This is a genomic window from Bdellovibrio bacteriovorus (genome assembly GCF_001592735.1).
In the GTDB taxonomy this organism is placed as follows: domain Bacteria; phylum Bdellovibrionota; class Bdellovibrionia; order Bdellovibrionales; family Bdellovibrionaceae; genus Bdellovibrio; species Bdellovibrio bacteriovorus_D.
In genome coordinates this window covers 985,095-1,010,289 of sequence record NZ_LUKE01000001.1, presented here as the reverse complement: position 1 = coordinate 1,010,289, position 25,195 = coordinate 985,095, and the positions used below count along the sequence as shown (strand labels likewise).

Below are 25,195 nucleotides of genomic sequence, written 5' to 3'. Positions count from 1 at the left end.
GTAAAAAGTCCCTCTTAACTAGACTATGACATCTTCGCGCGGATTTCGAAACAGTTATGGATTTTTTTGTCGTGGAAGTCTTGTGGGATACTTTCTTCGGTTTTATCGACGACAGAGTATTTCTCTTGAAGTGATGCAGAGAGTTTAAACTTTCTTTTGTTATTAGAAAAATAAAGAACTCCACCCGGGTTCAACATCATCATGCAGCTATCAACGAGAAAATCTTGATCGCGTTCAACTTCAAAGCTGTCCTCCATTTTTTTGGAATTTGAGAACGTCGGGGGATCTAAAAAAATGATATCAAACTTGTTTTTATAACGCTCATCTTTCAACCACTCTAAGACATTGGCGTTAACAAAGCTGTGTGCGCCCAGATCGATCTGATTTAATGCAAAGTTGTCTTGGGCCCAGGATAAATAGGTTTGCGACATATCCACGCTGGTTGTGCGCGCACCACCGAGGGCCGCAAAAACACTCACTGAACCCGTATAACAAAAAAGATTTAAAAACTTTTTGCCTGAGGCCGTTTTAAATACCTTTTGGCGCATGGGGCGATGATCGAGGAAAAGTCCGGTGTCTAAATAGTCGTACATATTTACTTTAAAAACAGCTTGGCTTTCGCGCACGATGAAGGTGTCGGATTTTTGATCTAACTTTTCGTATTGCTTTAAGCCTTCTTGGCGTTCACGCTTTTTTAGAATAATTTTGTCATCTGCGCAGGCGAAGATGTCTTTGATTGCCGTTAAGACCAAAGGAAGATGATTTTTTTCTTTGTCTAGGAAAGAATCGCTTTTATCGTGGACCAAAAAATAGTCTTTATACACGTCAATGATAAATGGAAACTCTGGAATGTCGCGGTCGTAAAGGCGATAAGCTTCGATCTGATGACGAGTGGCCCAAGGTTTAAGTTTTTTAAGATTTTTTTCCAATCGGTTTTTGATCATAAGTATTCCGTTTTGTTGAAGAAAGGACCTTTTAGACAAATTTTATCCCTTATGGTATCAATTCCTCTATGAACACCCAAAAAAGAGCGGAACAGATCGCTTTTTTATTAAAAATACCCGGATTTGCGCTCGCTTTTGTAGAGCATCAGGGCGTTCTTTACTATTCTCACTTTCTGGAGACCTCCATCGCGCCTTCTTCGGCGGTGGTCAAACTGCTTCAAGGCGTCTTTGACCAGCATGTCGATCTTAGCTTTTTCATCTTACGAAATCGGATTTATTCCACCCTGCCGTTATCAGAAATGTGCCGAGGAATGTTAAGAGTGGTCGCCAAAAGAGCCAGTGAGGGCATCCTCCCACGTGATCATGGCCTGGAAACCAATCTTCAATTTCAGGAAGTTGGCGTGAAGGATGAGGTTCTGTTTCCCACGACAAAGCTGAGTTCGGAAAATACGCAAGATTTAGCCAGTGTCGCGTTGATGTTTGCTAGAATTACCCAGGCAGATCAAATTTTATTAAGGCTCTCTGAGATGGCTTCTGCTGTTTCTCGAGGGAAGATCTTGCATGATTATCACCGGGACATAGCAGCCGTTTTGATGGGGCCGGAGGGGGACTGTTTGAGCTATGGATTGAACTCGAATGCTTTAAACAAAACCCTTCATGCCGAAGTAAATTTGGTGCATCGGCTTTTTAAAGATCGTGGAGTGAAGATTCCCAAGGGCTCGGTTTTGTATTCGACTCACAAGCCATGTAAGATGTGCGCGGGGATTATTCATGATTGGAGTGAAGATCCACGCCATGTCCAAGTCTACTATCACCACCATGAAGATGGGGGTTTGTCGCGAGCTACGGCTTTAGATAAGATTGGAATGCAGAATCAATTGTGATGTTCGCCGGGCTTTTGTCACTCAACGTGTTGTTGGCCTGTGCCGTCAGCGCAAAAAAGAAAGCAATTCCCAAGGATAAAATAATTGAAACAATTAATCGCATAAAACTCTCCGACGCATTTATCGGAAATCTAAGCAGAATGTTTACAAGGATTTCGAGGTCTTACGTCGATTCTCATACTGAGACAGCGAATTTAAGGGCTAGCCTCATTCACCGAGGGGGAAGAATACAGGACTCTTAGCAAGGTGTCCTTGCGAACCGGCTTTGACAGATGGAGATCGCATCCCGCTTCTAGACTTTTTTCTATATCTTCGGCAAAGGCGTTGGCGGTACAGGCATAAATACGCGAAGGCGCGCGCCCCTCGGTTTGTTCTAGGTGGCGAATGCAGCGGGTGGCTTCATGGCCGTCCATGCGAGGCATTTGGATATCCATAAAGATGACGTCATAGGCTGTTTCCCGCACCATTCGTAACGCTTCTTCGCCACTTTCAGCGTATTCAACTAAATGTTGGGTGTGCTGCAGATAAATTCCTAAAAGGTTACGATTGTCGTCAACGTCATCGACGATAAGAATTTTTAGTTGTGAACGCTCTTGAGGACTTAAAGACGGGCTTTCTAAAACACTTACGGGCTCATCGGCCGTGGGCAGAGTGGCGGTGAAATAAAAAACGCTGCCTGATCCCGGTTCACTTTCAAGCCAGATCTGCCCGTCCATAAGCTCCACGATGTTTTTGGTAATGGATAGGCCGAGACCCGTTCCGCCGTAACGTCGCGTGGTCGTCGGATCTGCTTGCGTGAAGGGTAAAAAGATATCTTTGAATTTATTTTTCTGAATACCAATTCCGGTATCCGCGATGCAGAAAAGGATGTTCCCGGCGCGCGAAGTGTGATTCAAAGTCACGCGCAAGGAAATGCCGCCTTGATGAGTAAACTTAATTGCATTATTTAAAAGGTTAATAAGTACCTGGCGCAGACGATCGGGATCGCCATAAAGATAAGGGCCGACATCGGTTTCAACTTGCACGTGCAAATCTAAACCTTTTTCTTTGGCGCGGAAGTGCAAGACGGAAATAATATCTTCTAAAAATCTTTTCAAGCTAAAGACCGATGATTTTAAATGAAACTCTCCGGCTTCGACTTTTGATAGATCAAGTACGTCATTAATGATGGTCATCAGTTGGTGATTGGCGCGCTGAAGAATTTCAACAAATGAAACCTGCTGACTATTTAACGGCGTTTCTGCCAAGGTGTCCGTGATGCCGATAATGGAGTTTAAGGGCGTGCGGATTTCGTGACTCATATTTGCTAAGAAAACTGATTTCGCATAGGTCGCCGCGCGGGCTTTTGCTGCGGTTGTTAACAACTCGCGATTCTTCTTTTCCAAATTCTCAGAAAGTTTTTTCTTTTCGGTGATGTCTAAAGCAAGTTTTACAATTTTGGAAACCCCACCTGCCGGGGACATGATCGGCGTGTAAGTGCCTTGAATCCAGAGGGTGTTTTGATTCTTGTCTACGCGTTTAAACTCTCCAGCTTGAGACTTTCCTTGCCCCAGGAGTGTCCACATCTCCAAGTAATCAAGTTCTTGTTGTGAATGTTCCGGCATGAACATCGAGTGATGTCGCCCCACAATTTCATCAAGCTCGTAAGCCACGAGATTTAAGAATTTCTGGTTTGCCCACAGAATATGTCCCTGCACATCGAATTCTATGATGGCGGCTGAATTTAATAAGGCATCGTACGCAGAAATACTCATGACCAAAATTAGATCAGTTTGAAGATCTTAAATAAAATTACAAACGCCATTTCGAATTAAAGTTTTGCAATAATGCTTGTTATCAACAAGGGTCCACAAATTTTCTTAATAGGTTCACACTGACACTATCTGGGAGGTACTTATGCATCAAATGCAAGACAGTGATATGAGTCGATGTATAGCAAATTGCATGAACACGCAGCGAGCGTGTTTAGAAACTTTAGCTTATTGTTTGGAAGAGCAAGGAACATCTTATTCCGGAAAGCACATTCAGTTGCTGCAAACTTGCGTAGAAACATGCAACTTATCGGTACGATTGATGAGCATGGATTCAGAGTTCCATCAGCAAGCCTGTGAGCTTTGTTTTGAGGTTTGTGATGCCTGCGCCATCGAGTGTGAGCGCTTTGAAGAAGATGAAGTCTTTAAAACCTGTGCGGAGGCTTGTCGTCGTTCGGCAGAAAGCTGCCGAGGTATGGCGGGGATGACGGTGCGAGTGAATCGCTCGGAACAAAAATCACGTAATGCTAGAATGTAAAATAAAAAAAGACCGGTGATCCACCGGTCTTTTTGTTTTAGCCTTTATTTTTAAAACTATTGAGCCTGTCCTGTGGTTTCAAACATGGCCTGGGCAAAATAACTGCGACGGAATGTAGACCAGTTATTTGGTTTTACAGCTGAGACTCTCCAGTAATAGTGTTTTCCAGCTTCTAATCCGGCAGCATCAAAGGAAGTTGCTTTAACATGATATTCGTTTGCCACTAGCCATTTGAAGTTTGGATCTGTTGCTAGTTGCACGTGGTATTCTTCGGCACCTTCAACGGCTTTCCATTGCAAAGTCACTTTATCGCCTGTGATTTTTGCGAAGTTCGCTGGGCCAGCCAATTCTGGTTTAGCCGGAACCGCACGTTTATCTGGATTTGATTTTGGCTGAGGAAACAAGGCATTCATTGTTTCGCTTAGGTTGCCGTGGTGACCGCCACCGCCGTGAGCAGCTTCTTCCGCCACAGAGGGGGATGTAAGGGCCAGAGTCATAGCGAATGCGAGTAGAGATAAAGCGATCTTCATGGTTCAATTTCCTTTGTAAACAGTGCTTTGAAATTAAAATAAAAAGGGCTTATTGAAAACCTTCTTGCGTGAAATGCTGGACGGTGTTAGAAAAGCCCTTCGGTTTTGCGGATGATCGCCCTCATAATTTTCTAAATACTTGATATTTGGGAGGAAAGTCCGGACTCCATATGGCAGCGCAAAGGGTAACGCCCTTCGACAGTAATGTTAGGAACAGTGGAACAGAGAGAATGTCCAGGACTTTGATCCTGGGGGCGGGAACGGGAGCCCCTAGAGGAGTCGCTGGAGTGAAAACAGCCAAACTCTGCGCGGAGCAAGATCAAATAGGGTGACACTAGTAGGGCGGCCAGCCCGTAGTCACCGGGTAAGATCGCTTGAGGGTGTCAGTAATGCCACTCCCAGAGGAATGATCATCTAAGGTTATCGGGACAATTATGGGACCTGGTAATTTGGACAGAATCCGGCTTACAGCAAAACCGTGTTTCCCGCCTCCTTTATTGATTTTTCCAGTCCAGTCTAGATTGGGATAAATCCATCGCATCCCCTCCTTGCATTTCATAAACTGAGGTTTGTGGGGGAAATCTATGCGTTTTAGCATCGTTGTATTGGGCGTGCTTTGTGTTTTTCTTGGGGCTTGTTCGACCTTCAAATTTTCACAGCGGACCCCGGCCTCCGTCAAATATGTCGATCCCGAATATCAGCAGTTTCAATATCTCATTTCGGAAGCCTTGAGTTTTCGTGCTGAGGCCCTTAAATTCGCCCAAGCAAAAAAATTAGATGGACCACAGAGTGTTTCTTTAACTCGGGATGAAGGCGAATACGTTCGTAAGGTAGGCGCTCGCTATTTAGAAATCCGCAAAAAACTTTTAGAGTACGCGATTCGTGAAGCTAAAAGTTTTGAACTTAATAATCAGGCTGTCTTAAATCCTTACAAAGGAACGGAAACAAAAACGGAATTCAAAGGTGATAAGGCGGCGATGACTTATTACACCTACACGGCAAACTATATTGATCCGACAGATGCCGAAGGAGCCAAACGTCTCTTCAAAATGCAAATGGGGCTGACGGCGGCTTTGCTTTTAATGGATAATTACCTGGTTGCGATTCAGCCTTATAATGAAAACGCCTCCCTTCGCTATGTTTTAAACTATGACACTGATCAATACCGTGCTTTGCAAGAAATTGCGGATTCCTATTCATACCCCGCTTATCGTGATCAGTTGACGGCGGCGATTCGTTTTGTCGATCAGGTGATGGCATGGCGCCGCTCTCAAGGTATCAATACGAGCGATGAAGAAAGCCGTCTTTACGAAATGACTCAATCAAGTCTTTGGTATTTGGCCGTTCGTAACGGAAAAAATAATTCCGGCGCTTACGACACAATCGCCAACCTTTGGAACCGACTGACTTTACGTGGCAAGCGCGGCGCGCGTGTGGTTACGTATGGGGTGAGTATGGGATTCGGCAACTTGGTAGGTCTGGTAGAGACTCGTAAGGGATACCTTTACAATATGGACACCGCCGAAAAAGAAGCTTTGATTCGCGATCTTAAGCCTTTGGATGTGTTGTTAGAAAAAACGCCATTCCGTCTGACAGATAAAATGATTCCTGGCCATTATGGTCACGTCGCAATTTGGTTAGGTACTGAAGAGCAGCTTAAAGAAATTCATGCCTGGGATCAGTTGCCTAAAGCCATCCAAGATAAAGTTCGCTCTGGTCATCGTATTGTTGAGGCCTTAAGACCCGGGGTGCAGATAAATACCTTAGAGCATTTTTTAAATATTGATGACTTCTTGGTTTTAAGGGACACGCGTCCGGAGGTGACAGATGCCTATCGTCGTCACGCCATCATGCAAGCTGCGGCGCAAGTGGGAAAAGAATATGATTTCAATTTTGACGTTCATACGCATGAACGCATTGTATGTTCGGAAATCGCTTACGTCGTTTTTAGCGATATCAAGTGGCCGTTATCAGAAACCGTCCGCCGTTATACGATCAGTCCCGATAACGTGGCCCAAATGGCTGTGGGATCAAACCGTATCTTTGAGCCGGTCATGATGTATTACGATGGAAAACGTATCTATAAAGACCTGCCACACTCTTTGACGCTTTTATTAAAGGCGGATGATGCGGCTTACGCTGAATTTGCAAAGTTTCAAAATCTTTAGGACGGCCATGAAGAAATATATATTTTCAGTTTTAGCAAGTGCCACACTTCTTTCGTGTACTCATAAAGAAGTGCGGACTCCGGCTGGCGCCACTTCTCCGTTCACCGAAGATGGGGCGGCGGCGGTGAATGAAATATTCGGCTCAGATTCTCCGACGGGAAAGTTTCGTCATAAACTTTATGTCGATTTTTATACTAATGGTGATCGCAAGTATCTTTCAGAGACTGCAAAAAAGGCCATGGGCGAAGCTTTAGAAAAAACTTTGACTGAAAATACAGATCAATCTCTGGTGAGCGCCGCTTTGGGAAATATCAAAGGCGCGATGATCGATAATTTTGTCAAAACTTTGCGTCTTTATAAAATTACAAACACCGGTTTGCAGTTGGATCTGACCGTACTTCCCGAAAAGAACTCGAAGGATTCTTTCGCCGACGAATTGAACAGCAATCAGTTGGTTCGTTTAGATCAAGTTGGCGGAATTTCCTCGAAATGGACAGAGCTTGAAACCGCAACTTATCTAGACTCTCTATATAAGAACTCCTCCTTAGTGGAGGTGAAAGGTAAGAATGCTGATTTTATAGGTGGGGTGGTCAGTCTTTATGCGGAAATCTTAGATGCGACACCGGGTTTTGGGCGCCCTTCACAAAATGCCGTAAAAGGGTTTGTGCGCTATCGCCGTTATTATCGCGTGAATCAAAAATTTGGAAGTTTTGCTTGCGATAAATTCACCGTGACCGCCCAAGCGCGAGGCGACGGAGTGCCGCAGTTTTACACCGTGGATCTTTATAAGAATTTTAATTTAAAAAATCTCATTCCGGTGGAAGAAACCGTGGAGATCTCGCCGGGGTATATCGTGGCCAGTGGCGAGGGGCGACGCGAACTTTCCGCTTTTGGCGATAAAGGCATTGGAAAAACGATCCGCACTACAAATTATTCAGTTCAGGATAAGTCCAATTCTAGCGTTGGCAGTTTTTATATTAAGAAAATCACTTATAATGTGGCGAACAAAGAAATCGACATTGCGGGGTCCGAAATGGGGCCGATTGATATCAAGGGTGATACCAGCTCATCGCTTTCGCGCGCCCGCTATGATTTTTTAAAAAAATGTGAACCGCAAATGAAGAAGTTTTTGAAACTGTCTGAAGTCGTTCCCGGAGATCTTCTATGAAAAAGATTTTTGTTTCTCTGCTTTTAGTGTCGACATCGGCTTTTGCTCAGGAAGTGTCTTTAAAAGAACGACTGGCGGCAATGGATTTTTATAAAAAGAACTATCAGCTGATGTTTGGGGCAGAATCCAGCCGTCGAGCGGAAAGTCTTTTGGAAGCGGTTAAAACCTTGCCGGCGGCAGAGCAGTCTAAAGTGCGCAAGTTCGTCAGAGACAATGAATCTAAGGTGCCGGAAAAAATTCTGATCCCTTTGGTTTATTGGAAGTTTGTGAAAAAAAATCCAACCAATGAAGCGAAGGTTTTACAGTTCTGGTTGCAAACGCGTTTGCAGATTCTGCGCGATTATGCCGATCATCCGCTGAAAACTTCTAAGTCTTCTCAAGAAGCGGCTCGGCAGTTGATGAATTCTTGGGCGGGTAAGAAAAATCTTACTTTGCAAAGTGCTGAATTAGTGACGGATCTGAAAAAACAATTCCCCGATCTCGAAGAGTATTCTTTGGTGGCCGGCGGATTTATTCCCGGAAATGTGGTTGAACTGATCAGTCACAATGAAACTTCACCGGACAGAATCCAGTGGTTTAATGAGCGCGTTATTTTTGCCGGGGGCTCATTAGATTTCACTAAACCTTATATGAAGATGCCTTTGAGTGCGGAAGATGAAGGACATCCCTCTTTTAAAGATCCGATGTTTGCCAAGATTCGCGACATGATTATTTCAGCTAAAGAGTCCGTCTTTATCGACATCTTTCTTTTTGGCGGAACGATGGGAGGCACTTTAAGCAAGTTCCTTTTGGATCAAACAATCGAAAAGAAAAAGAACAACCCGCAGTTCAAAGTTTTGCTCTTGCACGACTTTGCCACCAATTACAACATGCAAGAAGAGATGATGCCGGTTTTTGATTACATCAAAAAACGTATTGAAACCGAAAGTGCGTTGAAAGGATCTGTCTATTTATTGCAGGCCAATATTCAAAGACATCCTCCGGGAATTCCTTTTGGTATCACAAATCTTGTGCCAAAAAACGAAAAGACGTTTCCCGCTTTAGAAAAGCGGGGAACTTATTACGAATCTAAAATTGATCACAGCAAAGTGATCGTGGTCGACGCGGAATCAAATGCTCCCCAAGCTTATTTTGGCTCCAAAAATTGGACGGATCATAGTGGTGGTTATTATTTTGATAATGCCATTTATGTTAAAGGCCCGGCGGCAGCCATGGTGCAGGCGTCATATTATGATGATGTCGATGCGGCCCTGACCTTGGATGCGAATGAAAGAAAATGGTTCTATTATAAAAATAAAGGCTATTCGAACGAAAAATATCTTAAGCAGCGCGCGCAAATTCTTTCATGGTTTAAATTAAAGCGCACAAGTTTCCCGGCGGCGGGCGATCAAGTGGTGCGTTTAGCCGAAGCCAATGTTGACGGAAAAATCAAAGATGCGCGTAATATCTTGGTGGATATGATCATGAATGCTCAAAGCCATATCTATATGGAGCAGCTCTTTATTTATGATAAATATATCAATGATGCGCTGATGAAAAGAAAAGCGCAAAAGCCCGATTTAAAAGTTTGGATTTTGGCCGATCATAACGGAAATTTTAAATTGGGTGGATTGCCAAATACCTTATTTATGGAGCAAATGCTTAAACACGGTGTAGAAATCAAAGCACGTAAAACATTGGGTATTGAAGCACATTTTCCGAATGGCCGAAAGCAAGAATACCATCAGGAAAATCATCGTAAGATCACCTCGGTCGATGGCAAAGTTCTTTTAGGTGGGTCGTCAAATCTGAATCCGGATACTTTACAAGGAAGCTTTCGCGAGTTTGGTGCGCAGATCTTTGATGTGGCGGCGATCGGAACTTTTGAAAAAGAATTTGAGCAAGATTGGAAAGACTCTAGCAAAACTGAAAACTTCTTTGCGGGTGCTGCCGGCAAGGTGAAGTTGATGGGAATGGAGTTGAGCCCCGATGTGGTTCGGGCTCTGAATAATTTGGCTTCCTCATTGGTCCGCGCTAAAGATGACTTAGAAAAACGCTAATAAGCTTTAAGAGTCCCTCTTATTCGTTGATGAAAATATTTTGAGAGGGTTTTAAAAGCGCTTTGAGAATAAGATCTCAAAAATTTGCTTCTTTTACGAATGAGGATTAAAAATTGAATTCGTAAAGGTGGCTTATGATAGAAAAATCCACACGTGAAATTCAAAGAGTCATGCACCCGCTTAAATTTCGGATGTTGTCGGTTAAAAAAATAACTCAAGTTTCCCCGCGCATGCAACGGATCACTTTAACGGGTGAAGACCTTGAAGGTTTCGTCAGTGCTTCGGCGGATGACCATGTGAAGGTTTTCTTTCCGGCGCCCGGTGAGGATAAGCCGGTGGTGCCCTCGGTAGGTCCCGATGGACCGGTGATTCCTCAAGGGGCGATCATGCGTGATTACACTCCTTTGCGTTTTGATCCCGTGGCGAATGAATTAGATCTTGAGTTCGTTCTTCATGAAGAGGGCCCTGGGACGACGTGGGCAAAAAATGCGCAAGTGGGGAGCGTAATAGGTGTCGGTGGACCGCGGGGCTCTATGATTGTTCCTTATGATTTTGATTGGTATTTGATGGTGGGTGATGAGGTGGCGATCCCCTCGTTCATGCGCCGTCTTACAGAGTTGCCTGTGGGAGCGAAGGCCTTGGTGATGATTGAGGTCGCTTCAAAAGACGAAGAGCGCGAGATCGTTTCTTCGGCGGATATGGAAGTGATCTGGCTTCACCGCAATGGTCAGGCGGCAGGTTCCACGAACATGCTTCGTGATATGGTAATAAAGTCAAAATTTCCTTATGGGGATTATTTTGCTTGGGTTTCCGGCGAATCCCAGATGGTCAAAGAAATTAAAGAAATTTTAGAAAATATAAAAGGCGGCAACCTCTCCTGGATCAAGGCCACGGCGTACTGGAAAAAGCAGTTATCTTGATTCGTCCTCAAGGAAGCGGCGGATGACTCCTTCAAAGTCGACTTCCTCACTTTCCAAATTCTCGGACTGGGCTTTCGCAACGAAATCCGGAACAGTTCCTTGGTAAACGATATGCCCCTTGCTGATAAGAAGTAACTTATCGGCAAGCTTGGCAATATCGTCCATATAGTGACTTGTTAAAATCACGGTCGGCCCTTTTTCCTTGACGTATTCATCTAAGAATTCGCGAATGGTTTGTTGCGCAACGATATCAAGTCCGATGGTGGGCTCATCCAGGAACAACACTTTGGGTTCGTGCAAAAGAGCGCCGATGATTTCCATCTTCATTCTTTCGCCCAAGCTTAACCGGCGTAATTGCGTGTGCAGTACGTGCGTGCAGCGAAGCATCTCTGCTAAGTGGGCCACGCGTTTTTTAGCGTATTCAGGGTCTAAATCGTAAATGCGTGCGAGCAAGGCATAAGAATCCGCCGGAGAGATATCCCACCACAGTTGATTTTTTTGTCCTAACAGAATGCTGATCTGTCTTAGGAATTCATTTTTTCTTTCCCAGGGACGATATCCCAGCACGTTGGCGTCGCCACCGGTGGGGGTTACTAGGCCAGAAAGCATTTTTAAAAGAGTGGTTTTACCTGCGCCGTTAGCGCCGACCAGGCCCACGATTTGCCCAGATTCAATTTCTAGGGTGGTTTGATCTAAAGCGATCTTTGAGACGTACTTGCGATTCCAAAAGCCTTTGATGGAATTCATGAATCCCTCGGGCTTTTGGTAGGTTTTGTAAACGCGGGTCAGCTTGTCTGTTTTAATTACGATCGCCATAGTGGCGATCATCATAGACTAGTTTTGTCCTAAAGAGAACTCGAGTTGAACTCGGCGTAACGTTCTTCGTCACTGAAATAGGTCATGCTGTCTGGAGAAACATAGCTTCCCTCAACGATACGACCTTCTTGGCAGTCTTTTAAAGAATCTCTTTTGCCGTTAAATTGGCAATCGCCGGTGTACCAAGCTTTTTCTGAGTACTGGATTTTGTATCCAACAAGAACTTCCGATTTATAAAAAGCGGTCACTCGATCAAGGCGAGTTCGGCCCGTGGCGTAGTAATCGCCCTCTAAAATGGTATCGCCCCAAACTTGCGCTTGATCGACGGCTACGGATTTTAGAGTGGTTCTTTCTTTAGTTGTGATGTCATTGATACGACGATCTTGATCGTAAACGACTTTTTTAGAGTACTCGCCTTGGCAGGGCTGTTTAGCGCAGGCATTTTCGAAATGAGCAGCCTCTTCGTAAAACTTATCGCCGTCGGGTCCCATTTGGTCAGCGATGGCCATAGATGATGTCATCGTGAAAACTACAACTGATGCGCGGATTAATTTTGAAAACACGTTGACCTCCAGTGAAGTGAATATGCTCTTAGATCCGGGTTTTTTTTAATACATAGATTGGAAGATGTTATTCGTAAAATGAATAACGTGTGGATAACTTCTTTAGGCGAGAACTTCGATCGTCCCAGAAGCCGCTGTGCGTGCGCCAGTCAGGGTTTTGTTAAGACTTGGCGAATCACTGTGTGTTGCAACACTGGATCCGCGTTTCTTACAGAATTAAAATTTTTGCGTGTGTTTCATGGCAAAAAGTTTGGCTCCAAAACCGACCCAAAGCCTGCCTTAGGACAGCTTTTTCTCTAAAACGGTGAATTCAAGATTTTGCACCTTTGGCATTCCGAAGCGTTCATCGCCGTAAGGAAAAGGTTTTTTCTCTTGGGTGTTTTTGTATCCGTGTTTTGCATACCAAGCGATAAGCTCAGTGCGCACGGAAATCACGGTCATATAGATCTTGCCGCAGTCCCAGAACTCGGCAAAGGCTTCGGACTCAGAGAGAAGCAGTTTCCCGATCCCTTTGCTTTGCAGCTCAGGATTCACGGTCAACATCCCCAGGTAACATTTCGAGTCGTGTTTTTCGAGGTGAACGCAGCCAAGCAAATCACCGGTGTCGTCGTCTTCGGCGATCAAAATAACGGAATCTTCTTTATGAAGAATTTCAAGAATCCCAGCCGCATCAATGCGCTGACCATCTAAAAGGTGTTCTTCCGTGGTCCACCCGGCTTTAGAGCTCTCACCACGATAAGCAGAGTTAACCAATTCAACCAAGGCATCCACATGACTCTCATCAGCCTGAGTAAACTCAATATGCATAAAATCTCCTAAAAGGTGCCTGGCTCTTTTTTCTGGCTACAGCGCATCAGATGCATGACATCCTTGTACTTTTAACATTATGAACGACGTCCATAACGCGCCCCGGTCCGAAAAAAGAGCCAGGCACCTTTTTAGTTCGGGGGGTGGGTTTTGTCACGGGGTTTGGGGTTATGGTTGTTATTATGTTTTTAAAGAATAGACGAAGAACTCGCGGCCTTGACGGCGAGGGACGGATTTTTGCCAGCGGCCCCAGAAGATCGGTTGGTAAGAGTTTTTGAGTCTTTGGCGTAATTCCCACTCTGTTCCGCCGTAAGGGGTGGCTTGTCTTCTTTCGAATGCGAAGAACACTCCCATGAGGTGGCCACCTTTGACTAAAACTCGGTTCCAGACTTTGACCAAGTCTTTGCGTTTGGCGGGATTGATCGCGCAATAACAGGTGTGTTCGAAAACGATGTCGAAGGACTGGTCGTAGTCTTTTGGTAAATTGAAAACGTCGGCCTCAACAAAGGTTAATCCCGGAAGGTCGCCATAAAGTTTTTTAGCTCTTTCAATTGCGGTCGGCGAAAAATCCACGGCGGTAACGATGTGCCCCGAGCGAGCAAAAAACGCAGCATCGTGTCCTTCACCGCAACCTAAAACTAGCACTCGTGAACGCGCGGGTTTCAGTCGTGGAAGCATGTCTTTAAGGGCTTCTGCAGGTTCCCCTAAATTCCAACCCGGATTTTCTTCTTCTTTATAGATTCGAGTCCAATGCGCGGCTTTTTCGATGTTTTTATTTTCCGGCCAATAGGGTGGAATTTCGTAAGTCTTGCCTTGGAATTCAATAGAATCGTCATCAAAACCTTCAAGCATATTAAAGAAACTCGCTTGAGCTTTGCGGGACATCACAAAAGGAACTTTATTCGAAGCATACCCGTGAAAACGATCCCACTCGTCCAACGATAAAGATTCTAATTCAAACGAATAATGAACTCCAAAAGGCAATTGGATTTCCCATGCGCCATTTTTGAAATCTACTTGTAAGGCCACATAAGGTTCATCGAAAGCTTCGATGATGACAGGTACTTCACCAAAGGTGGAAACAAAAGTGCCACCTTCATGAACTTTTAAATTTTGCAGTATTTCTTGTCCCGCCAGAGGGTCCGTGATCCGCACTTCGCGGCTTATAGGAAAACCCTCTTCGTCAATTTGGATAAATTGATTGGGAATCGGCATATTAGTGAGAAGCCGGAGAAGCAGAAGGACTTGGAGTCGCCGTTGGAGAAGCCGCTGGCGCCGGAGTTCCCTCTGGGCTCATGGGTTCGTCACCCGGGGTGATCGTTGATCCTTCCGTGAAGACAACCATGTCGTTCGTTGTTTTTACAGATTGCAAAGTCCATTTGTCGACTTCCGCTGTTTCGGATGGTTCACGGTGTAAGACCGCTTCGCCTTCGATCACCTGCTCAAGCTCGCCGCCGTCAGAGGATGGTTCGATGAATTTGTAAGAGAAAACCGCGCGAACTTTGTTTTCGCCCAAAGACTCTGTCCAAAGACGGGTAATGCTAAGCTCTTTAGCGTTTGGTTTTTTTGTCGCGAGAGTGTTCTGGATAAGTTCAGCCAATTTTTCTTGGATGCCGGAGTGCGTCTCAAAGCCGATAGCGTCTGACGTGTGAATGATGTTCCAAGTCCAAGCAAGAGCCACGATAAAAACCACGAGGCTGATAATTTTCTTCATCGGTAGAGTCCTCTCTCTATTTACTCAGTGTGATAAAACTGACATCATCCATACCAGCATGATATTCAGTATTTTTCAACCGTTACAGATCCTGTGGGAGGATATCTCATGAACCAACAATGGCTGACAACTTTAATGTCCAAGGGTATTGAGCTTGAACAATCCTTGCGTCAGCAACTTCAGACCGCGAAAGAAGGTTTGAAGACTCAGTTGGAAGATCGAGGCATCCGTTTAAGTGCGGCTGACTTGGCCGCTTTGCTTGAAGAGGTGTCCCCGAAAGTTTCTCATGCTGCTTTGAGTTACGCACTGGATATCGTCCGTCCCTTTTCAGCGGGAATGGGTTTAAGAGTTTCCAGACTTTCCGACACCCAAGTCGAAATGGTGATTCCGGCCCGGACGCGTAATTTGAATGAATCCAACGGTATGCACGAAGGGGCGTTGACCACGGCGGCGATTGAAGCGGCAAAACTTTTATGGAGCCGTCATGCCCCAATGGGCGATTTTGAAGTGAGTATTTCACGCATCGAAAGTTCTTTTTATAAAACCCAAACCGAAGAGGCGCGGGTGCGCTTAGAACTTTCCGAAACAACACGTGAAATGGTTTTATCATCATTGCGTGCTCATCGGGAAGCCAAGGCGGAAGCCGAAATCAAAATCTTTGATGATCACGATCAAGCGGTGGCGGACTTTCATTTGAATTTAAATTTTAAACACACTCCTGCAATCGCAGGGCAAACAACTTAGGCTTAAAAGATGGAAATTTTAGATAGCCACTTAGATACAAACTCTGCTGATTTTCGTGCTAATGCGGATGCCATGATGGCCGTCGTAAAACAGTGGCGTGAAAGAGTCGAACTGGTAAAACAAGGCGGCGGCGCAGACTCAATTAAAAAACACAAATCACGTGGCAAGTTGACCGCACGCGAGCGCATTGAAGCTTTGGTTGATGGAGGATCTGCTTTTTTAGAACTGTCAACTTTGGCGGCGTGGGAGATGTACGACAATCAAGCTCCGGGAGCGGGGATTGTGACTGGTATTGGCGTCATCCACGGTACAGAGTGCATGATCGTAGCTAACGACGCGACTGTTAAAGGCGGAACATACTTCCCCCTGACCGTAAAAAAGCATTTACGTGCGCAAGAGATTGCTTTTGAAAATGGTCTGCCTTGTATTTACCTGGTGGATTCAGGTGGCGCGTTTTTACCTATGCAAGATGAAGTTTTCCCAGATCGCGATCATTTCGGCAGAATCTTTTATAACCAAGCTCGTATGTCGGCGGCCAACATCCCGCAAATCGCCGTGGTGATGGGTTCATGCACCGCTGGTGGAGCTTATGTTCCGGCAATGAGTGATGAAACCGTGATCGTGAAAGATAACGGAACTATTTTTTTAGGGGGCCCGCCGCTGGTGCGTGCGGCAACTGGTGAAATTGTCGATGCTCAAGAGCTGGGTGGCGCTTACGTTCACAGTGCGGTGAGTGGTGTGACCGATCATATGGCCGAAGATGAAGAGCATGCGATTGAAATCACGCGTTCGATAGTGGCGCATCTAAATCACAAAAAAGCGGTGACGTTAAAAACGATGCCCATTGAAGAGCCTTTGTTTGATGCCAAGGAACTTTACGGCATTATCCCTAAAGACAGCCGCGTGCCATTTGATGTGCGCGAAGTGATCGCGCGGATTGTGGATGGCTCACGCTTGCACGAGTTTAAACCTTTGTTTGGAAATACTTTAGTGACTGGCTTTGCCCATATTTGGGGGATGCCGGTAGGAATCATCGCGAACAACGGAGTTCTTTTCAGCGAGAGCGCGCAAAAAGCGGCGCACTTTATTGAACTCTGTGAACAGCGTGAAGTTCCTTTGATCTTTTTGCAAAACATCACGGGCTTCATGGTTGGTAAGAAATACGAAAATGAAGGAATTGCTAAGCACGGGGCCAAAATGGTGATGGCTGTTTCGAATGCCCATGTGCCGAAATTCACTGTCGTGATTGGTGGCTCTTACGGGGCGGGTAATTACGGAATGTGCGGTCGTGCGTATCAGCCTCGTCAAATGTGGATGTGGCCGAATGCAAAAATCTCTGTCATGGGCGGAGAACAAGCCGCGAATGTGTTGTTAACCGTTAAGATGGATCAGATGGCTGCAAAAAAACAAACAATGTCGCCAGAAGAACAAACTGAGTTTAAACGTCCGACTTTAGAAAAATACGAAAAAGAAAGTTCAGCTTATTATTCATCAGCACGCCTTTGGGATGATGGCATCATTGACCCGGCGGACACTCGTCGTGTCTTGGCGTTGGGAATTGCGGCGAGCCTTAATAAATCTTGGGGTGAAAAATCCCAAGGCGTTTTCAGGATGTAATTATGAAATTTCTAATCCTTACCGAAATGGATCATGTCGCTTACGTTAAATTGCATCGCCCCGAAATGCGCAATGCTTTTAACCCGGAGATGATCAGTGAAATCATAAAAACCTTCTTAGATCTCGAAAAGCGCCAAGATCTGCGCGCTGTGGTTTTGCAAGGTGAAGGAAAAGCTTTCTGTGCTGGCGGGGATCTTAATTGGATGAAAGAGATGGTGAATTTCTCTTTTGAACAGAATCTGCAAGACTCAACCGTGCTTTTTGAAATGTTCGAAGCCATTGCTCACTGCACATTGCCGGTGATTGGTTTGGTTCATGGGGCCGCCTTTGGCGGAGCTTTGGGATTGATTGCCGCCTGTGATGAAGTGATCGCGGAAGAAGGTACGCAGTTTTGTTTTAGCGAAGTAAAACTGGGCATTGCCCCGGCCGTGATTAGTGCGTTTGTTATGCGTAAAGCGAATGCTGGCAAAGTGCGCCCGCTGATGTTGTCAGCAAGTGTCTTTAACCCGCACATCGCACAACAAGCGGGCTTAGTGACAGAGGTTGTAGGTCATGGTGAAGGGCACACGGCTTTGCAAAAAACTTTGCAGCCATATCTGCAAGCCGGCCCTCAGGCCGTTCGTGAAACTAAGAAGTTATTAAATAATTTAGAATCTTTAAATTGGAAGCAGCAAAAAGAGGCGACCGCGAAAGTTATAGCGGAACGTCGTGCAAGTCCTGAAGGACAAGAAGGTTTACGTGCGTTTTTAGAAAAGCGTGAGCCGTCATGGAGATCAACGTAATGGCAAAGTTTTCCCGTATCGCCATCGCCAATCGTGGTGAAGTCGCGGTTCGAATCATCAAAGCTTGTGAAGAAATGGGTTTAGAAACCGTTCTTTTGCATTCCGAAGCCGATATTAATTCTCGCGCATTTAGAATGGCGACGAAAACGATCTGCATTGGTCCGGCACCGACCGCAGAAAGTTATTTAAATATCAAAGCCAATATTGATGGCGCTTTGGCCGGGGGCGCGCAGGCGATTCATCCTGGGTTTGGTTTCTTATCTGAAAATGCGGATTTTGCCGAAGCCGTGCAAAAAGCCGGGCTTACCTTTATTGGACCTTCCGCTGAATCCATTCGTTCCTTAGGGGATAAAGTTCATTGTAAAGAGTTGGCAAAAAGAGCGGGCTTACCGCTGGTGCCTGGCTATCAAGGCGAAAATCAGACAGTGGCGGAGTTAATCAAGCAAGCTGAAAAGATCGGCTACCCCGTGATCGTAAAAGCGGCGGCCGGTGGTGGTGGTCGTGGGATGAAGCTGATTCGTGATTCAGCCGATGCGGCGGAGCTGATTGAGTCTGCTCAACGTGAAGCTCAATCCGCCTTCGGTTCCCCTAAGGTATTTTTAGAAAAATACTTAGATCGCGCTAAGCACATTGAATTCCAAGTTTTTGGTGATAGCACGGGAAATGTGATTCACTTCTTCGACCGTGAATGTTCGGTGCAACGTCGCCACCAAAAAATTATTGAAGAAGCGACTTCGCCTTCGTTGACGGATGATTTACGTCGTCGCATGGGTGAAGCGGCGTGTGCGATCGCCACTTTAGGTAAATACAAAGGGGCGGGAACGGTCGAGTTTCTTTTGCAGGACGGGGAGTTTTACTTGCTGGAAGTAAACACCCGTTTGCAGGTGGAACATCCCGTGACCGAAGAAGTTTTGGGTGTGGATTTAGTAAAAATGCAAATCCTAACGGCCGAAGGAAACTTCGTGCATGATCCGAAACTGATTCGCTCGCCGCGCGGGCATTCTATTGAATGCCGTATTTATGCGGAAAACCCTTACATGGGTGGAGTTCCTTCAACGGGTTTGTTGGGGCGTATTGAGTGGCCTGAAGGCCCAGGTCGTCGTTATGAATATGGTTTTTCAGAAGGTGACACCATCACCTCTTTTTATGACCCGATGATCGCGAAAGTGATTGTGTGGGATGAATCTCGCTCGCGTGCGATTCAAAAAATGATCCGTGTATTAAAGGACTCGATTGTTTTTGGGGTTCATACGAATATTCCTTATCTGATTGAAATTCTGTCACACAAAGAATTTGTGAACGGTACGATGACCACACGATTTATTGAGACTTATTTTGCTGATGCTTTAAAAGAACCGGAACTAACAGAGTCTGAAAAGAAAATGATTGAGTCCGCGATGGCCGAACTGCGAGGCAGCCCACTGGCAAGTGATCCGACGACAACATCACCTTGGGCTTCGTTCTGGAGAGGTGTGTAATGAAAACACAAGCACAGCTTATCAAAGGCACTTTGTGGATTCACCTGAATGGTCGCACGGTGGCCGTGGATGCCAATCAAGGACGAAAGTCTCGCAAAAAGGGTGCTGGAGGGTCTTCTGATCAAATCAATGCCCCGATGCCAGGTAAGGTGACGAAGATTCTTTTAAAAGAAGGTTCTGTGGTTCAACCCGGACAAGCAGTTCTAGTCATGGAAGCCATGAAAATGGAGTATACTTTAAAAGCAGAAATTGCAGGTGAAGTGGAGTCTGTGAGTTGCTCTGTCGGAGAGCAAGTGGTTTTAGGGAAGACATTGGTGAAAATCAAACCCGAGGCGAAAACATAGGTTATGAAAAAGTCCGTCGTGATTGTGGAAATGGGATTGCGGGATGGCTTGCAAAACGAAGTGAAAGTTTTGGATGCCGACACGCGTGTTGAGTTTGCTCAACGTCTGATTGAAGCCGGTGTGAAGCGGGTTGAGATCGGGGCTTTTGTATCTCCGCAATGGGTTCCGCAGATGGCAGGCACTGCGGATGTCATTCAGAAAACTTTTGCGCTGGTTAAAATGGGTAAGATTTCTAAAAAGATCGAATTTTCAGCGCTTGTTCCGAATGAACGTGGCATGCAAGACGCTTTAAAAGCGGGCGTTAAAGAAATCGCGATATTTGCCGCTTGTTCTGAATCATTTTCTTTAAAAAATATTAATTGCAGCATTGATGAAAGTTTTAAGCGCTTTGAGCCGGTCATGGCCTTGGCAAAAAAATATAAAATCAAAGTGCGTGGCTATCTTTCGACCTGCTTTGGCTGTCCGTTTGAAGGCAGAGTTCCTGAAGCTAAAGTCGTGAAACTTGCTCAACGTATGCACAAGCTTGGCGTGTACGAAATCTCTATCGGTGATACCATTGGGGTGGCAAACGCTGGCCAGGTGGAATCGCTTTTTAGAAAACTGAAAAAAGTGGTCCCGGTTAAAAAACTTGCCGGGCATTTTCATGATACTCGCGGGCAAGCTTTGGCCAATATTCTTGAGGCCTATAAGTTGGGAGTCACCGTTTTTGATACCAGTCTGGGTGGCTTGGGCGGATGTCCTTACGCTCCGGGGGCGACGGGCAATGTGGCCACAGAAGATGTGGTTTACATGTTCCATGGCATGGGGATCAAAACGGGTTTGAACTTGGATAAATTGATTTCAATAAATCCGTGGATGTCTGAAAAAATCGAACACAAACTGCCTTCGAAAGTTGGCAAAGTCGGAATGCTTCGTCCTTTAGGTAAGGTCACCAAGTCTAAGTCTTAGTCTCAGTTTGAGACGTTGATCCTTTAAACAGACGCTCACCAATTTTGCGAGCCCTCAATAAATCCTGACAGTCACGTCGAATAAAAGGGCTGCTCACAAGGTGAGTGGCTTGCAATAGTTTTATCCGTGCGAAAAGCCCATGTTTTTTTCTTATTGCTCCACTTTATATTCAGCCTTCAGGCTGGAGCGGCCCCGCTTTGTTCGGTGATCTTTTCCCATAACTTTTTCGTTGATGAATTTGCGGATGTTCGGCACGGCGGTGCTTTAGATATCTATTTAGAAGCCAATCAGCGATGGCAGACCTCCTCGAAGGTTATTCCCCAATATCAACCGAGCATTGATATGCCGACCCGTCTTGATTTGCACGATATTCACTTTATGCAAAACAATATTTCCAATAACTATGGTGATGCTAAATACACCGTGGTTGGCAATGCTCGGGATATTCGCGATGGGAAATTAGATCCGAACACATTACCCGTAGTCGGTGTTTGGCGCGATACGCGCGGGAAAATTTGGACCGTAGACCACCGTCGTTTGGCGGCTCTGATTCTTTCAGGAAAAGTTGAATCCGTGAATGTTCGGTGGGTCGAAAAACACGAAGTGGATCGCCAAAGATATAAAATGAGCACTTTGTCTGAAGGAAACTTTATGTACCTGACCGCCAAAAGAAAACAGTCCATCATCGTTGAAAAGCCCGGTATGGATGATCTTTCTGTGACGTCCATGAGCGGAAAAAACCTGCCGCGATACAAGGTGCGACATACGCCGCCAGAGATCAAACAAACCCAGTGGCAGAAAAGTGAAGAAAAAACGACCATGAAGCTTGAGGAAATATTCTTTAGCACGACACTCGCCACTAGCAATAAAGCCATTGAGCAGGCAAAAGCTCTGCGCGCGGGGGCGGATATTCCGGTATTGCGTATTTGGGAAGATTCCAATGGTCGAACGTGGACGATTGATAACGATTCTCTAGCGGCTTTGCGGCTAGCGAAGTACAACGGATTTGTAAACGTGCGCTCACTTTCAAAAGAAGAATATGAGGCCATGAAAATCGAAGTCGACTCACAGACCGGGGGGCGCAGTTACGTGATTCCTCAAGATCAGGGCCGTTCCGCTTTAGTGGTACACAAATAAAATAACTAGGCATCTATTTTGTAATATAGATGCCTAAGAGGTGCTCTATGGGCTCTAAATACATTCGTAAGCATTTGATGCCTTCTTTGATGGCAGGAATGTTCCTTTTTTTGTCAGCCTGTCAAGGAACTAGTCGCGATGTCGAAGGTCGTATCGCTAAAGTTGGCGGAACAGGCTCCGAGGGTGGAGTTCAAGGCCGCGTAGCAAACGATAAAGATCTTCAAGCCAATCTAAAGAGTTCAAATCAAGTTCTACCATTTTTGGTGGCCCTTGTTCCGGCTTTTACAAAGCTCGGGGCGGATAAAGGCACTTCTTGGGAAAACTATCTGAAGCTTAAAAACTGGTACATGGGTTCAGAGTCCCTTTCAGAGAAGTTTAATGGTCTGATTTCTATCACTCGTTTTGATAACGATAGCGGAGATCAGATTCTGGCTCATCAAACTCAATACGAAGTTTTTATTAATTCGATTCTTTTTGACAAATTAGCAAAAGAAAAACAGCAAAGTGCGATGCTTAAAGAGTTCCTTATTAGTCTGTACACGATGAAGCATTTAGATGATGCGAAGCTCTGCGCTTTGATGAAGGATGTTTATTCTAGCACCGTAAAAGAATGTGCAAAACACTCGGCTAGTTCAGTGTTGGACGAGGCAAAGGAAGTAAGTGAAGAACTTCCTCTTAACGGTGAGACCTCCGGTATTGTATCTTCAGAAGATTTTGAATCTAGAAATACGACGGCGTCTAAGCAAAAACCAACTAAAGTATTAAGCCCGCGTGAAAAGCTTATCAAAGATAAGTCGATTACAGGCGAAGATATTAACGATATACAGGCGGCGATGACGTATTTGCAAAATTTGGATGCCAGCAATGTCGATACCCAGAATGTGATTAATAAGTTAAAGTCTTTGAACTTTGATACACGTATTTTTGATTACAAATTGGGCCTGACGGTCGCGGAGGGCAATAAATCAGCGCAAACCATCACGGTGGAAGAGCGTGACATGGTTGTTTCCCAAATGAAGAAAGCATCTGCGAAAGATCTTAACTGTTCATTTCATGGATCGAAAGTAGAAGCGAAGATCTGCAGCCTGTCGGTTGAAAGCCTGACAATTGATAAGGCTAAGGCGAAAATGCTTTCGGTGAAAATTGATGTCGATGGTAAAAAACTTGCTGAAGACACGATTTTATTAACGGATAAAGATGGCTTGATTCAAATTGGTTATTACACAGATGCTAGCTCAAAAGTGAAATACATGCTGATTCCCGTCGCATCCGCTTCATTGCCTCAAGACCAACAAAAAGAAAAATCCTTATACCGTGGTTATTATATTATGGCGAATATCGGAACGGCGGGTTTAGAGTTTGCCGGTATTTACTCGGCCCCAGGCATTGTGACCTCCGCGACAGCGCAAGAAAATGGTAAAGTCCTTTGTAAGGGGGCTGCCAATTTTGGTGAAGAAACACCGGGAATTTTCGTAAGCATCACTAGCAAAAGCTTGTCAGAGGCCTTTGCAAAGAATATGGCTCCCGTAGCTCCCTGCTATTAATTCTCAGATTAAAACGCCGCTAAATTACAGGCTAGATTGCAGACTCGACCCCTTGAAAAAGGGTCGAGTTTTTGTTACTCTTTGTCTGTCGGGCTCTAAATCCGATATCTATGCGTAAATAAATTCGTTCTAAAACCTCATTCTTATTTTAGTTAATCTTTACAGGCTAAATCTAAGCCTGCAGAACGGATTTTCGTCATGCTTAACAATTTATTTCAAGCGACGTTAAAGTCGCTCGCCTTTGAGTACCCTCAAGGTGACATTATATTTTCAGATATCTCCTTAAGCTTAGGGCGTGAGCGCTATGGCTTAGTCGGGGCTAATGGTGCGGGGAAAAGTACCTTGGCAAAGATCTTAAGTGGTGACTTAGAGCCCACGAAGGGTGAACTTTTGCTTTCACATTCCGTGTATTACCTGGCTCAGGTCGAAGAGGCACCTGACATCGCGGGGGCCGAATATATGGCGCCGCTGTGGGAAAAGGCTTCTACGCTGCCAGAGCTGTGGGGTCCTTTGATTGAGGGAATATCCTTAGATCAACCTATAAAAAGGCTTAGTGGAGGGGAATGGACGCGCCTCCGCATTGCTCGAGCTCTGACCTCAGACGCGGGCTTGCTTATTTTGGATGAGCCCACCAATAACTTAGACGCCGACGCGCGTGAAAAGGTGATTGAGTTTTTAAAATTATATCCAGAGGCCGTGATCGTGATCAGTCATGATCGAGAACTGCTTCGTCATGTGGATAAAGTTCTGGAGATCTCGACCCATGGAGTTTCGGTCTATGGTGGAAATTACGATTTTTATCTTGAAGAACGCGAACAAGAAAGAATTCGTTATACCCATGCCGTAGAAAAAGCGCGGCAAGAAAAAAAACGCACCGAACGTGAGCACCATGAAAAGGTGCAGGCGCAAGAAAAGCGTCAACGTCGCGGACGTAAACTGCAAGAAAGCGGCAGTTTGCCTCCGATTTTAGCGGGAGGTAGAAAACGTCGTGCCCAAGAAACCCATGGCAGAATTAACAGCCAAGAATCTGCCCGGGCCGAAAAGGCTTTAAACGCCTTCAAAGAAGTTTATGAAAGCGGCAAGCAAGAAACGGCGTTAGGTTTGGTGCTGCCAGAGACCTCTTTCCCAGAAGGTAAAGTCGTGTTTGAGGTTGTGGATTTTAATATCAAATATGGAAGCTCGGGAAAATGGCTGTGGGCGCAGGATTTAAATCTCTCTATGCGAGGAGCAAGCAGATGGGCGTTGGCTGGTAAAAACGGTGCGGGGAAGTCGAGCTTGGTTAAAGCCTTACTGGGAATACTAGATGCTCAGGCAATAACGAAAGGCTCTTGCCGGTTGGTTGATGCCCCCATGGCCTATATAGATCAAAGCTATGCCCTTTTAGATCATAGTAAGAACGTCTTAGAAAACATTATGGAGTCGTCGCGATTTGATCTCGTTGAAAGTCGCAATTTGCTCGCACGGTTTCAGTTTTACGAACATCAAGCTGTGCAAGAAGTGAGTTCTTTAAGCGGTGGTGAAAAGTTAAAGGCTTCACTCGCAAAAGTTCTTCTGGCCGATCCGGCGCCGCAGCTTTTGATTTTGGACGAGCCGACGAACAACCTTGATTTGCAAAGTCTAAAAATCTTAGAGGAAGCGCTTTTAGACTTTCAGGGGGCCTTGCTGGTGATCTCCCATGACAAGGACTTTCTAAAGAATATTGGAATTCAGGAGGTCTGCGTTTTGCAATCTTGAACCGCCAATGATGGCCCGTTGGTTC

Annotated in this window: 23 protein-coding genes and 1 other RNA gene; 16 read left to right on the top strand and 8 right to left on the bottom strand. The window is 45.3% G+C overall.

The features are described 5' to 3' along the window. Positions 1–23: 23 nt before the first annotated feature. Entirely contained in the window at positions 24–944 is a 921-nt protein-coding gene (locus AZI86_RS04875) for a class I SAM-dependent methyltransferase (protein ID WP_253715740.1), read from the bottom strand. A gap of 68 nt (positions 945–1,012) precedes the next feature. On the opposite strand from AZI86_RS04875, the gene AZI86_RS04870 reads away from it, so the two are divergent. After that, positions 1,013–1,828, top strand: a complete 816-nt coding sequence (locus AZI86_RS04870) for a Bd3614 family nucleic acid deaminase (RefSeq protein WP_061833954.1) — start codon at positions 1,013–1,015, stop codon at positions 1,826–1,828. 194 nt (positions 1,829–2,022) lie between these two features. Here AZI86_RS04870 and AZI86_RS04865 read toward each other — a convergent pair whose 3' ends face one another. After that, positions 2,023–3,582 carry a PAS domain-containing hybrid sensor histidine kinase/response regulator gene (locus AZI86_RS04865; protein ID WP_061833953.1) on the bottom strand — a complete coding sequence of 520 codons (1,560 nt, stop codon included), beginning with the start codon at positions 3,580–3,582 and terminating at the stop codon, positions 2,023–2,025. 142 nt (positions 3,583–3,724) lie between these two features. On the opposite strand from AZI86_RS04865, the gene AZI86_RS04860 reads away from it, so the two are divergent. After that, positions 3,725–4,117: a four-helix bundle copper-binding protein gene (locus AZI86_RS04860; RefSeq protein ID WP_157684632.1), complete on the top strand. Its 393-nt coding sequence runs from the start codon at positions 3,725–3,727 to the stop codon at positions 4,115–4,117. Between the two features lie 56 nt (positions 4,118–4,173). On the opposite strand, the gene AZI86_RS04855 is transcribed toward AZI86_RS04860, so the two are convergent. Continuing rightward, complete coding sequence (locus AZI86_RS04855; RefSeq protein ID WP_061833951.1) at positions 4,174–4,647, bottom strand: fibronectin type III domain-containing protein; 474 nt, start codon at positions 4,645–4,647, stop codon at positions 4,174–4,176. Positions 4,648–4,746: 99 nt separating this feature from the next. Here AZI86_RS04855 and rnpB point away from each other — a divergent pair. The 5 genes from rnpB (at position 4,747) to AZI86_RS04830 (ending at position 10,942) form a co-directional block, all read left to right on the top strand. After that, an RNA gene (gene rnpB / locus AZI86_RS04850) (RNase P RNA component class A) lies at positions 4,747–5,131 on the top strand. Positions 5,132–5,231: 100 nt separating this feature from the next. After that, on the top strand, positions 5,232–6,815 hold the full coding sequence (locus tag AZI86_RS04845) for a YiiX/YebB-like N1pC/P60 family cysteine hydrolase (protein ID WP_061833950.1): 1,584 nt from the start codon (positions 5,232–5,234) through the stop codon (positions 6,813–6,815). Between the two features lie 7 nt (positions 6,816–6,822). Then, a complete protein-coding gene (locus tag AZI86_RS04840; protein WP_061833949.1) occupies positions 6,823–7,983 on the top strand; it encodes a hypothetical protein in 1,161 nt (386 codons plus the stop codon). Then, positions 7,980–10,022: a phospholipase D-like domain-containing protein gene (locus tag AZI86_RS04835; RefSeq protein ID WP_061833948.1), complete on the top strand. Its 2,043-nt coding sequence runs from the start codon at positions 7,980–7,982 to the stop codon at positions 10,020–10,022. The genes AZI86_RS04840 and AZI86_RS04835 overlap by 4 nt, the downstream gene beginning before the upstream one ends. A gap of 134 nt (positions 10,023–10,156) precedes the next feature. After that, a complete protein-coding gene (locus tag AZI86_RS04830; protein ID WP_061833947.1) occupies positions 10,157–10,942 on the top strand; it encodes a siderophore-interacting protein in 786 nt (261 codons plus the stop codon). On the opposite strand, the gene AZI86_RS04825 is transcribed toward AZI86_RS04830, so the two are convergent. From AZI86_RS04825 to AZI86_RS04805, 5 genes are all read right to left on the bottom strand, one after another. Further along, the gene (locus tag AZI86_RS04825; protein ID WP_253715738.1) at positions 10,934–11,773 is read right to left on the bottom strand and encodes an ABC transporter ATP-binding protein; all 840 of its coding nucleotides are present in this window, start codon (positions 11,771–11,773) and stop codon (positions 10,934–10,936) included. The two genes, AZI86_RS04830 and AZI86_RS04825, sit on opposite strands and share 9 nt — an antisense overlap. Positions 11,774–11,787: 14 nt before the next feature. Then, the gene (locus tag AZI86_RS04820) at positions 11,788–12,279 is read right to left on the bottom strand and encodes a hypothetical protein (protein ID WP_061835061.1); all 492 of its coding nucleotides are present in this window, start codon (positions 12,277–12,279) and stop codon (positions 11,788–11,790) included. A gap of 321 nt (positions 12,280–12,600) precedes the next feature. Beyond that, positions 12,601–13,128, bottom strand: coding sequence for a GNAT family N-acetyltransferase (locus AZI86_RS04815; protein WP_061833946.1), 528 nt, complete (start codon positions 13,126–13,128; stop codon positions 12,601–12,603). Between the two features lie 180 nt (positions 13,129–13,308). Next, a complete protein-coding gene (locus tag AZI86_RS04810) occupies positions 13,309–14,343 on the bottom strand; it encodes a class I SAM-dependent methyltransferase (protein ID WP_061833945.1) in 1,035 nt (344 codons plus the stop codon). A gap of 1 nt (position 14,344) precedes the next feature. Further along, complete coding sequence (locus AZI86_RS04805; RefSeq protein ID WP_061833944.1) at positions 14,345–14,842, bottom strand: hypothetical protein; 498 nt, start codon at positions 14,840–14,842, stop codon at positions 14,345–14,347. A gap of 108 nt (positions 14,843–14,950) precedes the next feature. On the opposite strand from AZI86_RS04805, the gene AZI86_RS04800 reads away from it, so the two are divergent. From AZI86_RS04800 to AZI86_RS04760, 9 genes are all read left to right on the top strand, one after another. Continuing rightward, a complete protein-coding gene (locus tag AZI86_RS04800) occupies positions 14,951–15,586 on the top strand; it encodes a DUF4442 domain-containing protein (protein WP_061833943.1) in 636 nt (211 codons plus the stop codon). A 9-nt stretch (positions 15,587–15,595) separates the two neighbouring features. Beyond that, positions 15,596–17,203 (top strand): carboxyl transferase domain-containing protein, encoded by a 1,608-nt coding sequence (locus tag AZI86_RS04795; RefSeq protein ID WP_061833942.1) that lies wholly within the window; start codon positions 15,596–15,598, stop codon positions 17,201–17,203. 2 nt (positions 17,204–17,205) lie between these two features. After that, complete coding sequence (locus tag AZI86_RS04790; RefSeq protein WP_061833941.1) at positions 17,206–17,985, top strand: enoyl-CoA hydratase-related protein; 780 nt, start codon at positions 17,206–17,208, stop codon at positions 17,983–17,985. Continuing rightward, entirely contained in the window at positions 17,985–19,463 is a 1,479-nt protein-coding gene (locus tag AZI86_RS04785) for an acetyl-CoA carboxylase biotin carboxylase subunit (RefSeq protein WP_061833940.1), read from the top strand. Before AZI86_RS04790 ends, AZI86_RS04785 begins: the two co-directional genes overlap by 1 nt. Then, positions 19,463–19,807, top strand: coding sequence for a biotin/lipoyl-containing protein (locus AZI86_RS04780; protein WP_061833939.1), 345 nt, complete (start codon positions 19,463–19,465; stop codon positions 19,805–19,807). Before AZI86_RS04785 ends, AZI86_RS04780 begins: the two co-directional genes overlap by 1 nt. A 3-nt stretch (positions 19,808–19,810) precedes the next feature. After that, on the top strand, positions 19,811–20,755 hold the full coding sequence (locus tag AZI86_RS04775; protein ID WP_061833938.1) for a hydroxymethylglutaryl-CoA lyase: 945 nt from the start codon (positions 19,811–19,813) through the stop codon (positions 20,753–20,755). A 204-nt stretch (positions 20,756–20,959) separates the two neighbouring features. Further along, complete coding sequence (locus AZI86_RS19360; protein WP_061833937.1) at positions 20,960–21,892, top strand: hypothetical protein; 933 nt, start codon at positions 20,960–20,962, stop codon at positions 21,890–21,892. 47 nt (positions 21,893–21,939) lie between these two features. Next, the gene (locus AZI86_RS04765; protein WP_061833936.1) at positions 21,940–23,436 is read left to right on the top strand and encodes a hypothetical protein; all 1,497 of its coding nucleotides are present in this window, start codon (positions 21,940–21,942) and stop codon (positions 23,434–23,436) included. 198 nt (positions 23,437–23,634) lie between these two features. Next, positions 23,635–25,170 carry an ABC-F family ATP-binding cassette domain-containing protein gene (locus tag AZI86_RS04760; RefSeq protein ID WP_061833935.1) on the top strand — a complete coding sequence of 512 codons (1,536 nt, stop codon included), beginning with the start codon at positions 23,635–23,637 and terminating at the stop codon, positions 25,168–25,170. The last annotated feature ends 25 nt before the right edge of the window (positions 25,171–25,195 follow it).

Excerpts from the sequence above, each read along its gene's own strand:
- AZI86_RS04765 (WP_061833936.1), top strand. The coding sequence starts at position 21,940 with ATGGGCTCTAAATACATTCGTAAGCATTTGATGCCTTCTTTGATGGCA.
- AZI86_RS04845 (WP_061833950.1), top strand. The coding sequence starts at position 5,232 with ATGCGTTTTAGCATCGTTGTATTGGGCGTGCTTTGTGTTTTTCTTGGG.
- AZI86_RS04795 (WP_061833942.1), top strand. The coding sequence starts at position 15,596 with ATGGAAATTTTAGATAGCCACTTAGATACAAACTCTGCTGATTTTCGT.
- AZI86_RS04805 (WP_061833944.1), bottom strand. The coding sequence starts at position 14,842 with ATGAAGAAAATTATCAGCCTCGTGGTTTTTATCGTGGCTCTTGCTTGG.
- AZI86_RS04835 (WP_061833948.1), top strand. The coding sequence starts at position 7,980 with ATGAAAAAGATTTTTGTTTCTCTGCTTTTAGTGTCGACATCGGCTTTT.
- AZI86_RS04800 (WP_061833943.1), top strand. The coding sequence starts at position 14,951 with ATGAACCAACAATGGCTGACAACTTTAATGTCCAAGGGTATTGAGCTT.
- AZI86_RS04865 (WP_061833953.1), bottom strand. The coding sequence starts at position 3,582 with ATGAGTATTTCTGCGTACGATGCCTTATTAAATTCAGCCGCCATCATA.
- AZI86_RS04820 (WP_061835061.1), bottom strand. The coding sequence starts at position 12,279 with ATGACATCATCTATGGCCATCGCTGACCAAATGGGACCCGACGGCGAT.
- AZI86_RS04790 (WP_061833941.1), top strand. The coding sequence starts at position 17,206 with ATGAAATTTCTAATCCTTACCGAAATGGATCATGTCGCTTACGTTAAA.
- AZI86_RS04775 (WP_061833938.1), top strand. The coding sequence starts at position 19,811 with ATGAAAAAGTCCGTCGTGATTGTGGAAATGGGATTGCGGGATGGCTTG.
- AZI86_RS04780 (WP_061833939.1), top strand. The coding sequence starts at position 19,463 with ATGAAAACACAAGCACAGCTTATCAAAGGCACTTTGTGGATTCACCTG.
- AZI86_RS04825 (WP_253715738.1), bottom strand. The coding sequence starts at position 11,773 with ATGATGATCGCCACTATGGCGATCGTAATTAAAACAGACAAGCTGACC.
- AZI86_RS04815 (WP_061833946.1), bottom strand. The coding sequence starts at position 13,128 with ATGCATATTGAGTTTACTCAGGCTGATGAGAGTCATGTGGATGCCTTG.
- AZI86_RS04860 (WP_157684632.1), top strand. The coding sequence starts at position 3,725 with ATGCATCAAATGCAAGACAGTGATATGAGTCGATGTATAGCAAATTGC.
- AZI86_RS04785 (WP_061833940.1), top strand. The coding sequence starts at position 17,985 with ATGGCAAAGTTTTCCCGTATCGCCATCGCCAATCGTGGTGAAGTCGCG.
- AZI86_RS04870 (WP_061833954.1), top strand. The coding sequence starts at position 1,013 with ATGAACACCCAAAAAAGAGCGGAACAGATCGCTTTTTTATTAAAAATA.
- AZI86_RS04760 (WP_061833935.1), top strand. The coding sequence starts at position 23,635 with ATGCTTAACAATTTATTTCAAGCGACGTTAAAGTCGCTCGCCTTTGAG.
- AZI86_RS04840 (WP_061833949.1), top strand. The coding sequence starts at position 6,823 with ATGAAGAAATATATATTTTCAGTTTTAGCAAGTGCCACACTTCTTTCG.
- AZI86_RS04855 (WP_061833951.1), bottom strand. The coding sequence starts at position 4,647 with ATGAAGATCGCTTTATCTCTACTCGCATTCGCTATGACTCTGGCCCTT.
- AZI86_RS04830 (WP_061833947.1), top strand. The coding sequence starts at position 10,157 with ATGATAGAAAAATCCACACGTGAAATTCAAAGAGTCATGCACCCGCTT.
- AZI86_RS04810 (WP_061833945.1), bottom strand. The coding sequence starts at position 14,343 with ATGCCGATTCCCAATCAATTTATCCAAATTGACGAAGAGGGTTTTCCT.
- AZI86_RS04875 (WP_253715740.1), bottom strand. The coding sequence starts at position 944 with ATGATCAAAAACCGATTGGAAAAAAATCTTAAAAAACTTAAACCTTGG.